Origin of the sequence: Mesorhizobium sp. M7D.F.Ca.US.004.03.1.1, assembly GCF_003998635.1 — a bacterium.
GTDB classification, from domain to species: Bacteria; Pseudomonadota; Alphaproteobacteria; order Rhizobiales; family Rhizobiaceae; genus Mesorhizobium; species Mesorhizobium loti.
Genome location: NZ_RZQG01000096.1, coordinates 1 through 11,557 on the forward strand (window position 1 = coordinate 1; position 11,557 = coordinate 11,557).

The window sequence follows — 11,557 nt, forward strand, 5'->3', positions numbered from 1 at the left end:
GTTTCACCGTTGCAGCGCTCAACCCGCGCGGCTTACGTCCGTCGATCGAGACCACAGTGCACGCCTTGATGCCGCAGCGCGTCGTTCTGCACGTCCATTGCGTCGACACCATCTCGCTTGCCGTGCAGGCCGATGGCGAGGCCGAGGTCGCCAGGCGGCTCGATGGCATCGAATGGGCCTATGTGCCCTATTTCCGGCCAGGCCTACCGCTTGCCCGCGGCATTGCCGAAAAACTGCGGCCTGATGTCGACGTTCTCATCCTTGGCAATCACGGGCTGGTCGTCGCCGCTGAAACCGTCGCCGGAGCGGAGCTTCTGCTGCGCCGCGTCCGGTCGCTGCTGGCCCGGCCGGCGCGCGCGACCGCCGCGCCCGACCTTACCGCCTTGACGGCGCTTGCCGGCGACAGCGGTTACAGATTTCCGGCCGATGTCGAAGCGCATGCGGTTGCGCTTGACCCGGAGAGCCGCCGCATGGCGCAGGCCGGCAGCCTCTATCCGGACCACGTCATCTTCCTCGGCCAGGGCTCGGTCGCGGCGAGGCCTGGCGAGACCGTGGCCGATGTCATCGCACGTCTAGGCACGCCGCCGGCTGCGATCCTGTTTCCCGGCGCAGGCGTGCTGATGCGCGGCGACGCCAGTGCCGGCGCCGACGCCATGCAACGCTGCCTTGCCGACGTGACGGCGCGCATCGACATCGCGGCGCGGCTGAACTATCTCACCGCCGCCGAAAATGACGAGCTGGTCAACTGGGACGCCGAGCAGTATCGCCAGAAGCTCAACGCGGCCGGCGGCTAGCAAAGGACGGATGACATGATGCCACTCGTCATCGGCATCGACATCGGCACATCGGGTGCGCGCGCCGTCGCCATGCGGCCGGAGTTCTCCATTGCCGGGCATTCGGCCGTTCCGCTCGACAGGTTCGGCCCAAACCCGCGCGATCCCGCTGTGTGGTGGTCGGCGGTTGGCGCAGCGCTTACCGAGCTGCTTTCCGGCATCGACCGCGCGGCGGTCCGCGCCATCGCCATCGACGGCACGTCGGGCACGCTGCTGCCGGTCGATGTCGCCGGACGGCCGCTGGCCGAGCCACTGATGTACAACGACAAGGTCGCCGACGGCGACATCCTGGCCGCGATTGCCCGCGAGGCCCCCGCCGCAAGTGCCGCGCACGGAGCGACATCCGGCCTCGCCAAGGCCCTGCGCTTCCAGAGCATGCCCGGCATTGCAATGGTGCTGCACCAGGCCGACTGGATCGCCGGAAATTTGTCCGGTCGCTTCGATGTCAGCGACGAGAACAATGTCCTGAAGACAGGCTATGACGTCGAAGCCCGCCGCTGGCCGGACTGGATCGCGGCGGCCGGAATGCGCATGGAACTGCTGCCGCGCGTCGTCGAACCGGGCGATGTCACCGGCGCTCTCACCGCTGCCGCCGCGGAGCTGTTCGGCTTGCCGCGCGATGTGGTCGTTGTCGCTGGCACGACGGACGGCTGCGCCTCGTTCCTGGCGACCGGCGCGGCGGCCATCGGCGACGGCGTCACCGCGCTGGGGTCGTCGCTGACCATCAAGATCCTGTCCGACCGGTCGATCTCGGCGCCTCGCTTCGGCATCTACAGCCATCGGCTCGGCAACGCCTGGCTGGCGGGCGGCGCTTCGAATTCCGGCGGCAAGGTGCTGGCCCAGCATTTTCCGCTGGCGCGCATCATCGAACTCAGCGCGGCAATCGACCCCAAGACCACGACCGGCCTCGACTACTACCCGCTCAGCACTTCAGGCGAACGCTTCCCGATCGCCGATCCGGCGTTGCCGCCACGCCTCACGCCCCGGCCAGCGGATGACGCCAACTATCTGAAAGCGATGTTCGAAGGCATCGCCGCGATCGAAGCGCTTGGTTATGACAGGCTTGCCGAACTCGGCGCGCCTGCGCTGACATCGGTCAGGAGCGTCGGTGGCGGCGCCGCAAACCCGACCTGGACGGCAATCCGGCAGCGCAAGCTCGGCGTCGATTTCCTACCCGCGCTTTCCGACGAGGCTGCCGCCGGCACGGCGCGACTGGCGCTGATGGGCGCGAGCCAGGCGGGGCTCCTATGAGAACGAAGAACGTCGAGCGTCTCGACGGCATCGGCCCGCTGGCGGAGCGCTATGCGGTGTTCCTGCTCGACCAGTTCGGCGTTCTGCATGACGGCACGCGACCCTATCCGGGCGCGGTGGCGGCCCTGTCGGCGCTGAAACGCGCCGGCAAGACCGTCGTGCTGATCTCGAATTCCGGCAAGCGGGCACAACCCAATGAAAGCCGGCTTATGAAACTCGGCTTCGAACCGGGGAGCTGGGACCATTTCGTCTCCTCCGGCGAGGTGGCGTGGCGATCCTTTAATGACATGGCAGCATCGGGACAACTGCGCCCGGGGACAGAATGCCTGCTGATCAGCCGCGACAACGACCGCACCGCGATCGAAGGCCTGCCCTTCGTGCTGACCGAGGCCGGTGAAGACGCCGAACTGGTGCTGATCTCGGCCAGCGAGGGCGATCGCTACGACCTCGACCATTACATCAGGCTGCTTGCCCCGGCAGCTGCGCGACAGGTGCCGTGCTTCTGCACCAATCCCGACAGGATCATGCTGACGGCTGTCGGCCCCCGCTTCGGCGCCGGCGAGATCGCCGATCTCTACGAAAGCCTTGGCGGCAGCGTCACTCGCATCGGCAAGCCCTACAAGGCGATTTTCGACGCGGCACTGGAGATGGCGGGCAAGCCAGACCGTAGTCTCGTGGTCTGCGTCGGCGACAGCGTCGAGCACGACATATCAGGGGGAAACAGCGCCGGCATCGCCACCGCGCTGGTTCTGAGTGGAATACTGGCGGACACATCAGATCTCGCCGCTGTTTTCGACGAACAGCAGGCATGGCCGGACTACATCACGGACAGCTTCAGCTTCCGCTGACCGCTTCCAGCATGCGCCTCGCGCTTTCCTCGTCGGTGATCAGGATGGTCGGGGCGATGAGGTTCATGGCGCCGAGCAGCGCCTCGGTCTTCTCCGCACCGCCGGAGGTGAGGATGCGGATCGGCGCCGCGCGCAAACGGTCGACATCCACCGACATCACGTGGCTGTTGACGGGATGGTCGACCAGATCGCCATTGCGGTCGAAGAAATGGAACAGAAGGTCGCCAACCGCGCCACGCGCAAGCAGGGCCTCCCGATCCGCTTCCTTGAGAAAGCCGCCGCGAGAGAAGGTGGTGGCCGAGGCGATGCCGCCGACGCTCAGCAAAACGGCATCGAGCACGTTGGCCATTTCAAAAACCTCCTGCAGGCCGCAGCGCTCGACCAGCGCGATCTTGGTCTCGACGCTGTCAACGACGGCCGGCGTCGGGATCAGATAGCCGTCGCCCTGGAAGATTTGGGCGAAGCGCCAGGCGAACTCGGCCGGGTTGTATCGGCGCACGACGCCGACACCGCCAAGCAGCGAAATGACCTTGAAGTCGGTGAGCGACTTGGCGCTAATGAAGGGCAGGCTCGAGAACAGCGTCTGACCCCAGCCGACGCCGACCCGCATGCCGGACTTCATCGTGTCCGACAGGAAACTGCCGGTCTTGGCGCTGATTGCCGGTATCGGATCGGCGTCGGGCGTGGAAAGCGGCGCCACCAGCGCCTGCTGCAGCCCGAACGTCTTTTCCAGCGCGCGCTCCAACCGCACGATCTCCGACAATTCGCTCTCGATGCTGATCTTCACCTCGTTGCGCGCGCGGGCGTCCGCCAGCATGCGCACGATGGTGACGCGGCCGACGCCGAGCACATCGGCGATCTCGTTCTGTGTCATCTGCTCGACGAAATACATCCAGGCGGCGCGAATCCTAAGGCGATCCGTCCGGCTTTCGCTGGCGACCTGCTCGGTTGCCGCACTTCCGCCTCGCCCGTCTTCGCTTTCGCCCTGTCGTCGCCTGCCCACGCCTGTCTCTCCCCCTGCGGCGACGGACGAGCGCGCCGTCGCCGATTCTGCATGCTGGTCTAGTATCGCCTATTGATCTACCAATCGATAGGAACAATGTAGAGGTGGCGGCCACCCCCTGTTGGCGGCCATCCGCAGCAAATTTCGAGGCGATCCGCGATGCTCCGACAAATCTCCGAAGATGTCCGCGTCAATCTGAAGGACCGGTTGCGGGAAGTCCGCGAAATCATCCGTCAGAGCCGCCACGACGGCAGCGGCGACACCAGTGTCCTGCGCGAAGCAACCAGCCATCTGCCGCCGTTTCCGGGCAAGGGCATCGAAGGCCTGCTCAGCCATGCCGCGAGTGCCGTCGACGAAGCGCTGTCGATCGCCGAATCCTTTGTCCCGCATGAGCGCCCGATAAAGGTGGACGGCACGACGGTAAAGGGCCTCGGCACCTATTTTCCGGTCGGCAGCGAGGATCGCCAGCTGAGCGCTGAGCGCCTGTTCCGGCGCGATATGTATTATCTGACCAAGGCGGTGCTTGCCGGCCTGAACATCGACAATGCCCGCATCCACGAAGCCGATTTCGCCGCTGTCCATGCCACGATGCGCAAGCGGCATGGCAACCTTTTGGCCGCATTGGCCGCGCCGGGCGCCGGCCTGCAGGCAATCGCGGCCACCTGTTCGGCGCTGCTGGTCGAATGCCTCAATCAGCGTCCCGTTCGCTTTGCCGAGGCCGCGCCGGAAACGCCGGTGGGCGGCCGGGCGCTCGACATAAGCTGCCTGGCGCCGCTCGCTCTGGCCTGCGGCCTGGCAACCACCGGCAGGGACGGCGCGCCGGAGCCGGACATGCTGGAGATCGCTATCCTGGCCGCCGACATCCGTCATGACCGCATCGTTCAGGCCTGCGCCAAGGCGAGCCCGATCGCTGAGTTGACACCCGTTTTCGCCACTTTGCTTGCCCATCTGCCGTAACTGACGGTAGCGGTCACTCAGATTTAGTCTCCAGAAGCCATCGCCATGATTGTCTTCTTGGCGCGCTGGATCGAGGCCGGGCTCATCGAGAGCTCGGTCAGCCCCATCTTCACGAAGGTCGCAATAAGGTCGGGACGGCCGGCCGCCTCACCGCACATGCCGACCATGATGCCGGCGGCGACGCCGGCTTTTGCCGTCATTTCGATCGCCGACATGACGGCCGGATTGGTGACATCGTTGAGCTTCGCCACCGTCGGGTTGAGCCGGTCGGCGGCCATGATGTACTGGGTGAGATCATTGGTGCCGATCGAGAAGAAGGCGACCTCCTTGGCCAAAGCCGGGGCGATCAGCACGGCGGCCGGGGTTTCGATCATCACGCCGAGATCGAACGTTGCATGCGGCACGCCTTCGGCTTTCAGTTCGGCGGCACATTCCTCGACCAGTGCGCGGGTGCGCGTGACTTCGGAAATATCCGACACCATCGGCAGCATCACCTTGATGTTGCCGTGCACGGCGGCCCGCAGCAGCGCCCGCAGCTGGCGCTTGAAGATGTCGGGCCGGTCGAGGCACATGCGAATGCCGCGCCAGCCGAGAAAGGGATTTTCCTCATCGGGAAATTCGATGCCGGCGATCGGCTTGTCACCACCGATGTCGAGCGTGCGCACGATAACCGGATAAGGCGCAAAGGCCTTGGCCAGCGCCGCGTAGGTTTCCGCCTGCATGTCTTCCGAGGGCAGATGCATATGGCGCATGAACAGAAGCTCGGTGCGAAACAGGCCGACGCCCATGGCGCCTGCCTCCTGCGCCGCCTCGATTTCCTCCAGCGAGCCTATATTGGCCGCGACCTCGATGATCCTGCCGTCGGCGAGCTTCGGCGTCACCGTCTTGAAGACGGTCAACCCGGCGCGCTCCTTTGCCGCCGCTTCGACGCGGCCGGCGAAATCGGCGCGGGTCGCCGCGTCGGGGTCGATGATCACATGGCCGCCATTGCCGTCGAGTGCGACTTCTCGCGCGGTGCGCAAGGCATTGACCTGGGCGCCGAGGCCGAGCACCGCCGGAATGCCGTGCGAGCGGGCAATGATGGCGATGTGCGAGGTGGCGCCGCCATGGCCGCACACCACGCCGCCGATGCGCTTCAGCGGCGCGCGCGCCAGATCCCAGGCGCCGATATCGTCGGCGATGAGAATGGCGCCCTCGGGAATGTTTTCGAGACTGACATCATCCTGCCCGAGCAGTACCAGGCAGATCTGCCGTCCGACCGCATGAACGTCGTCCGCCCGCGCGTTGAGATAGTGATCGTCGACGGCGCTGAAATCGGCGGCGATTGTGGACGCTGCGGTGATGACCGCTGAAATCGCATCGTTGCCGCCCTTGATCAGGCCCTCGGCCTCGCCAGTCAGACTGTCGTCGGCGGCAATGTCCCGGAGTGCGGCGACGATACCGCGGTCTCCAGCCGACAGACTGTCCTGCGCCAACACATGGTCCATGCGTGCCTGGACCGCGCGGACCGCGGCGCGGAACCTGTCGATCTCGCCGGTGATCTCCTCGGCCTGCAACATGCGGCCTTGTCCGGCGATATCGGGCGGGAAATGCGCAAAGGCCGGGCCGATGGCAAAACCTTCGCTTGCCGCCACGCCGCGCAAGCCGTTTGCTCGACCAAGCGCCGCCGGCGAGGGTTCGGGCACTGGTGCTACTTCCTGCCCGGCATCATGCGCCGGGCTCTGCACCTCGGCTTCATCATCCAGGCCAGCTCTCGGATTTTCGAGATAGCCGATCAGCGCCTCGATCGCCTCGATGGCATCGGCGCCATTCGCCCGCACCGTGACTTCCTGGTTCTCCTTGACCGCCAGCAGCATCAGCTTGACCGAGCTCTTGGCACTGACCGCCTTGCCGTCCTTGACCAGCTCGACATCGGATTCGAAACCCTTGGCGAGCTTGACGAACCGTGTCGCGGGACGGGCGTGCAAACCTTCATGCACTCTGACGATGGTCGAGCGTTCCATGGCAAATACTCTGGTTCTGGGCGCCGCCCCCAACATAGATCGCGGCGCGAATGCTGTCAGGCGGCGATGGTGATGATCGCGCCGGTCTTCAGGGCGGCCACGAGCGCTTGCGGATCGACTTGCGATACACAGATTTCGCCCGGTCTCTCGGCCTCGGTGGCGCCGTTGAACGAGATGACGACATGGCCCATTTCGAGCACCTTGCTCCAGGCGCTGGAACCGACCGCCGTTATAACTGCGGCAACCGGGCCGAGGGTGATCGAAGCGCCCTTGGCGGGCGCTCCGTCACTTGGTCCCTGCTCCGTCTTGTGGAGCACCGAAACCTCGGCAAGCTCCGGTGGCGAGCCATCCGCGAACAGGATGACCACGCCCCCTTCGGCAAGGTCCGCCACTTCGGGTCCGATGGCAGTGACCCGTGTTCTCAGCAGAACCGTCATATGGCGAACCTCATTTTTGTATCTGTCTTAGAACACGATCAGGCTGACGACCCAGGCGATCAGCACCGAGACCGGGCCCATGATCTGGCGGCTGATAAGCACCGCCGGAACACCGATTTCGATCGTCTTAGGTTTGGCCTCACCGAGCGCCAGGCCAACGGGGACGAAGTCGCAGCCCACCTGGGTATTGTAGGCAAACAGCGCCGGCAGTGCCATCGCCGGCGAAATCGTGCCGTTGGCGATCTGCGGGCCGATGATGGCGACGCCGATAACCTGCGCGATGACAGCGCCTGGCCCGAGGATGGGCGACAGGAACGGCAGACCGCAGATCGCCGAGATGATCAGCAGGCCGACAATGTTGTTGGCCAGCGGACCCATCGGCTGCGCCAGCACATCGCCGATGCCGGTGTAGAGGATCAGACCGATGAGCATGGTCACGAAGGCCATGAACGGCAGCACGTTGCGGATGACCTGGTCGATGGTGCGGCGACCGGCATTGAAGAAGATGCCGACAATACGCCCCATGATGCGGCCGATCGTGCTGATGAGGCCGATGAGCCCGCCTTCACTCGGCAGCGGCTGTGGTGCCGCGGCCGCATTGTTGTTGCTCGAACTCATCGCTGCTGCTCCCCCTGCAGTCGTGACCGTTTCGGATCCGTCCGCCATTGTGATGTTGGCCGGCTTCACGCCCGAAACGTAGATGTCCTCGGTGATGAACTGGGCCAGCGGCCCGGATTGACCGACCGGCGTCAGATTGACGGTCGGGATGCGCTTGCGCGGATAGACGCCGCATCGTGCGGTGCCGCCGCAATCGACGACGACCACCGCCATCTCGCTTTCGATCGGCGGCGCCCTGAAGCCGTCGACGGCTTCGGCGCCGGTCATATCGGCGATGAGCTGCGCCACAGGATGGATGCCGCCACCGGTGACGGAAACAACCTTGCTGCGCTGTTCGGTCGGCTCGATTACGAGCGGGCCACCCCAGCCGGTTTTGCCCTGGGAGATCCTTACGGCTTTGTATGTCTTGGCCATGATGTCCTCCCCGCCCTTACAGCTCGACGCCCTGGCGGCGTGCCATGATGGCGGTGATGCGTTCGGTCAGCATGCCCTTGAGCAGGATGACGACGAGACCGACGATGGCGTACCAGATCGCCACCTTGACGTGGTAACCGGCGACGACGACGCCCTTCTTCTCCAGCTCCAGCAGCGCGACGAGGATGCCGCCCCAGACGAAATACTCGCCGGGATTGATGTGCGGGAACAGGCCGAGCGGCGGGTGCACATAGGACACGGCCGCGTCATAGAAGGCCGGCTTATGCTTCTCTTCCAGGAACGATCCGAACGTATAGGCCATCGGATTGGTGAGGAAGAACACCGCCAGCAGCGGCAAAAGCGTATAGCGCGTCAGCGCGATCCGGCCGGCGCCGCGCGCCAGGCCATGCACGCGCTCTTCACCGACCAGTTCGGTGACGGCGTAGAAGGCCGTCATCAGCACCACCAGCGTCGGAATGATGCCAGTGACGAAGCCGGCGAAGACCTCGCCACCCTTCTGGAAGATGCCGATGAAGTACTTGCCGATGGCGGTCAGCCAGCCGAGCTGCTCTTCCTGCTGGACGTCCTTCAGCTTTTCCTTGAACTGATCGACGGTGATCGGTCCGCTGTCCGCTTGCGCCAGGACAACGAGATGGTCAGAGGCATGCTCGACGGCGAGCTTGCCATGCAATGCAGCATCCGAGGCCATGGCACCTGCGACATGCAGATTGTGCACGGCCATGTCGGCATGCTGCGCCAACAACGAAAATACAGACATTTCTCCTCCTTATGCCGCCCGCCGGTTGATCCCAGTCGGTGCGCGGCGTCCTCTCGTCCTCTAGGCCCTTGCTATGTTCAAGCCGGACAGACCCGGCTTCTTCCCCGGCTCCGACCGTGTTTTGTCGATCTGTTCGATCGCCCGCTTCACGGCCTCGGCCACACCGGATTCCCCCTCCCCCATGATTGCAGGGTTGGACCGGAGTCGATCGAGGGGAACGCCCTCGAACTCTTCATGTCTTTTGAATTTGGTGAAGACGGAACGGCCGCTCATCACCATCAGGCGGCGCACGACCAGATCGGGTGTCACCACGACGAGCGCGATGGTGCCCTTGGCCAATCGACCGCGAAAATTGCCGGCTCCGACAAAGCCATCCTTGTACTGGTCGGTGACGCCTCTGAAGACATCCGAATAGTGCCGCATCTGCAGCCAGACGCCGAGCGACTGCAACGCCCACACGATAACCAGCAGAAGCAGTCCCCACTGCCAAATCGCCATTCGGTTCTCCTCCCGAAGCCTCAGTTGAACCGCACCTTGGACCGGCGCGTGACAACAGCAAAGTGAGAACATTTGTTTCCGAGAATGTCAATATGTATGATATTGGCCTTAACTGTCGTCATCCACAGGGACGCTGACAGATTTCGGCGACGGCGCCATTGTGTTAGCCTGACCGGGAAACAGGATACGAGGAATATGGATCTGCCCTTCAGGGACGAACTGGCCTTGATGCCCGACCTTCGCCATCGATTGCGGCAGTTGCGCTGGTTCCGCGCCACCTTTCGCGGCAGCGCTAAGGTGGTCTCGGACACATTCGGCGTGCGCTTCGAGATCGATGAGGCCAAGCTCACCAGGGCCTTTCTCGACTGGGTCGAGATCATGGAGGCGCAGAAGCGCTTCGCCGCGATCGATCGCGCCGACTTCATCGTCTTTGCCGCCGGCCTCGTGCTGCGCGAATTGATAAAACAGGCGCCGGCCAGGGAAGTCTCCGGCCTCACTCAGTTGATCGAGACGGAAACAAACGCCGGCACGCTGGAAATCGTCCGCTTCTGGCCGGAAGGGTTCCTCTACACCAACTACTGCGTCTCGGTGATTTCGGCGATCCACGAGCAGGAATTCGGCAGCGCACCGAGCATCGACAAATGCGCCGACGACCTGCGCACATGGTGGTCCTATCGCGAGAACGTGACCGAGATGCCAGCCTATGCGGTGGCCTTCCTCGACCGCTTCCTCGGCGCCGAACCGAACTGGATCACGCCGGATCGCGCACAGTCCCGGCAAGCCATGCAGCGGGCGCTCGGGTCTTCCCGTGCGAGCGATGCGCTGCGCCAGCTTTGACCGCGCGCCGGCTTTGCGCTCCCCAAAACACCCGCGCTATTGAACATTTGACTTTTTGCCGATAGCGATGTGCGGAATTGACTCGATGGAGAAGCTCGTGGCTCGACCAAGGCCTATCATTTTCGATTGCGACGGCGTTCTTGTCGACAGCGAGCCTCTGGCCGCCCGGGCCTATGAGCGCGTCTATGAAAAACACGGCATGCCCGGCGTCAACACCAGCATCATCGCCCAATGCATCGGCATGAAGCAGTCCGATATCATCGCCAAGATCAGGGAATTGACCGGCCACCAGTTTCCGGCGGCGGCAGACAGTGACATCTGGGCCGAGACCAAGGCGCTGTTCTCCGAAGAATTGAAGCCGACACTGGGCATCGCCCCGTTTCTGCAGACGCTTGTGGGCGACCGATGCGTGGCCTCGTCATCCTCCGTCGAGCGCATAAACCACAGCCTGGCCGTGACCGGACTTGCGTGGTTTTTCGGCGACGCGATCTACAGCTCCTCGATGGTCAAGAACGGAAAGCCCGCACCGGACATCTTCCTGTTTGCGGCCGACAAGATGGGCGCCAACCCCGCTGACTGCATCGTCATCGAGGATTCGCCCTTCGGCATCCAGGGCGCGGTCGCCGCCGGCATGACGGCGATCGGTTACACAGGCGGCGGTCACACCTATCGCGAGCACGGTGCGCGGCTGACGGCGGCCGGTGCCGATTTCATCTGCGCCGACTGGCAAGAAGTTAGCCGGCAATTGGCTGGACTCGGTGTCCCCGCCTAGGTTGTTAGCGAACAGGCAGTCCAAGGCGGACCCATTGGTCGGGCGGGATCACTGGCCCGACACGGAAGTTGAAGGACAAGACCTTCGTCGCATCGGTGTCGACCTCGCACCGGAAGCCCAGATGATACCATGTGGTTGTGGTGCGGAAGGCGACATCCGGAGCGTCAAGGATATTGCCGGCCTTCAGCGGAACACTTGGGATCAACTCGGGGAAATAGGAGGCGTCCAGCAATTGCTGCTGCAACGCGCTGGCACAAAGTTGGGCTGCCCGTTTGCCGCGAGGCACACCGGCCATCGAAGTCGTGGCC

13 protein-coding genes are annotated in these 11,557 nt (G+C 64.2%); 6 read left to right on the top strand and 7 right to left on the bottom strand.

Annotation, left to right across the window (positions count from 1 at the left end; all coding sequences use genetic code 11):
- The 3 genes from EN935_RS08660 to EN935_RS08670 form a co-directional block, all read left to right on the top strand.
- Window positions 1–794, top strand: a 794-nt coding sequence (locus tag EN935_RS08660) for a class II aldolase/adducin family protein (protein WP_164771049.1), incomplete at its 5' end; no start/stop codon positions are given.
- A gap of 15 nt (window positions 795–809) precedes the next feature.
- Window positions 810–2,084, top strand: coding sequence for an FGGY-family carbohydrate kinase (locus tag EN935_RS08665; RefSeq protein ID WP_127373268.1), 1,275 nt, complete (start codon window positions 810–812; stop codon window positions 2,082–2,084).
- Entirely contained in the window at window positions 2,081–2,932 is an 852-nt protein-coding gene (locus tag EN935_RS08670) for a TIGR01459 family HAD-type hydrolase (RefSeq protein WP_127264776.1), read from the top strand. Before EN935_RS08665 ends, EN935_RS08670 begins: the two co-directional genes overlap by 4 nt.
- On the opposite strand, the gene EN935_RS08675 is transcribed toward EN935_RS08670, so the two are convergent.
- Window positions 2,919–3,935 carry a sugar-binding transcriptional regulator gene (locus EN935_RS08675; RefSeq protein ID WP_109671580.1) on the bottom strand — a complete coding sequence of 339 codons (1,017 nt, stop codon included), beginning with the start codon at window positions 3,933–3,935 and terminating at the stop codon, window positions 2,919–2,921. The two genes, EN935_RS08670 and EN935_RS08675, sit on opposite strands and share 14 nt — an antisense overlap.
- Window positions 3,936–4,094: 159 nt before the next feature.
- Between EN935_RS08675 and EN935_RS08680 the strand changes: the two genes are divergently transcribed.
- On the top strand, window positions 4,095–4,892 hold the full coding sequence (locus EN935_RS08680) for a hypothetical protein (RefSeq protein ID WP_127264777.1): 798 nt from the start codon (window positions 4,095–4,097) through the stop codon (window positions 4,890–4,892).
- A 23-nt stretch (window positions 4,893–4,915) separates the two neighbouring features.
- Here EN935_RS08680 and ptsP read toward each other — a convergent pair whose 3' ends face one another.
- From ptsP to EN935_RS08705, 5 genes are read right to left on the bottom strand one after another with little or no spacing between them, the layout of a single operon-like run.
- Entirely contained in the window at window positions 4,916–6,895 is a 1,980-nt protein-coding gene (gene ptsP / locus EN935_RS08685) for a phosphoenolpyruvate--protein phosphotransferase (protein WP_127264778.1), read from the bottom strand.
- A 56-nt stretch (window positions 6,896–6,951) separates the two neighbouring features.
- Window positions 6,952–7,332 (bottom strand): PTS glucitol/sorbitol transporter subunit IIA, encoded by a 381-nt coding sequence (locus tag EN935_RS08690; RefSeq protein ID WP_127264779.1) that lies wholly within the window; start codon window positions 7,330–7,332, stop codon window positions 6,952–6,954.
- Between the two features lie 27 nt (window positions 7,333–7,359).
- A complete protein-coding gene (locus tag EN935_RS08695; protein ID WP_109671576.1) occupies window positions 7,360–8,364 on the bottom strand; it encodes a PTS glucitol/sorbitol transporter subunit IIB in 1,005 nt (334 codons plus the stop codon).
- 16 nt (window positions 8,365–8,380) lie between these two features.
- Complete coding sequence (locus EN935_RS08700; RefSeq protein WP_127264780.1) at window positions 8,381–9,142, bottom strand: PTS glucitol/sorbitol transporter subunit IIC; 762 nt, start codon at window positions 9,140–9,142, stop codon at window positions 8,381–8,383.
- Window positions 9,143–9,202: 60 nt separating this feature from the next.
- Window positions 9,203–9,640, bottom strand: coding sequence for a transcriptional regulator GutM (locus tag EN935_RS08705; protein WP_023757337.1), 438 nt, complete (start codon window positions 9,638–9,640; stop codon window positions 9,203–9,205).
- A 195-nt stretch (window positions 9,641–9,835) separates the two neighbouring features.
- On the opposite strand from EN935_RS08705, the gene EN935_RS08710 reads away from it, so the two are divergent.
- Together EN935_RS08710 and EN935_RS08715 are read left to right on the top strand one after the other, a co-directional pair.
- The gene (locus EN935_RS08710) at window positions 9,836–10,477 is read left to right on the top strand and encodes a hypothetical protein (RefSeq protein ID WP_109671575.1); all 642 of its coding nucleotides are present in this window, start codon (window positions 9,836–9,838) and stop codon (window positions 10,475–10,477) included.
- Window positions 10,478–10,574: 97 nt separating this feature from the next.
- Window positions 10,575–11,249: an HAD family phosphatase gene (locus tag EN935_RS08715; protein WP_127264783.1), complete on the top strand. Its 675-nt coding sequence runs from the start codon at window positions 10,575–10,577 to the stop codon at window positions 11,247–11,249.
- Between the two features lie 4 nt (window positions 11,250–11,253).
- Here the strand turns inward: EN935_RS08715 and EN935_RS08720 are convergent.
- Window positions 11,254–11,557, bottom strand: a 304-nt coding sequence (locus tag EN935_RS08720; protein ID WP_127373269.1) for a DUF930 domain-containing protein, incomplete at its 5' end; no start/stop codon positions are given.

What these genes read in the sequence shown, in the direction of transcription:
- EN935_RS08665 (WP_127373268.1), top strand. Translation starts at nt 810, where the DNA reads ATGATGCCACTCGTCATCGGCATCGACATCGGCACATCGGGTGCGCGC.
- EN935_RS08670 (WP_127264776.1), top strand. Translation starts at nt 2,081, where the DNA reads ATGAGAACGAAGAACGTCGAGCGTCTCGACGGCATCGGCCCGCTGGCG.
- EN935_RS08680 (WP_127264777.1), top strand. Translation starts at nt 4,095, where the DNA reads ATGCTCCGACAAATCTCCGAAGATGTCCGCGTCAATCTGAAGGACCGG.
- ptsP (WP_127264778.1), bottom strand. Translation starts at nt 6,895, where the DNA reads ATGGAACGCTCGACCATCGTCAGAGTGCATGAAGGTTTGCACGCCCGT.
- EN935_RS08690 (WP_127264779.1), bottom strand. Translation starts at nt 7,332, where the DNA reads ATGACGGTTCTGCTGAGAACACGGGTCACTGCCATCGGACCCGAAGTG.
- EN935_RS08695 (WP_109671576.1), bottom strand. Translation starts at nt 8,364, where the DNA reads ATGGCCAAGACATACAAAGCCGTAAGGATCTCCCAGGGCAAAACCGGC.
- EN935_RS08700 (WP_127264780.1), bottom strand. Translation starts at nt 9,142, where the DNA reads ATGTCTGTATTTTCGTTGTTGGCGCAGCATGCCGACATGGCCGTGCAC.
- EN935_RS08705 (WP_023757337.1), bottom strand. Translation starts at nt 9,640, where the DNA reads ATGGCGATTTGGCAGTGGGGACTGCTTCTGCTGGTTATCGTGTGGGCG.
- EN935_RS08710 (WP_109671575.1), top strand. Translation starts at nt 9,836, where the DNA reads ATGGATCTGCCCTTCAGGGACGAACTGGCCTTGATGCCCGACCTTCGC.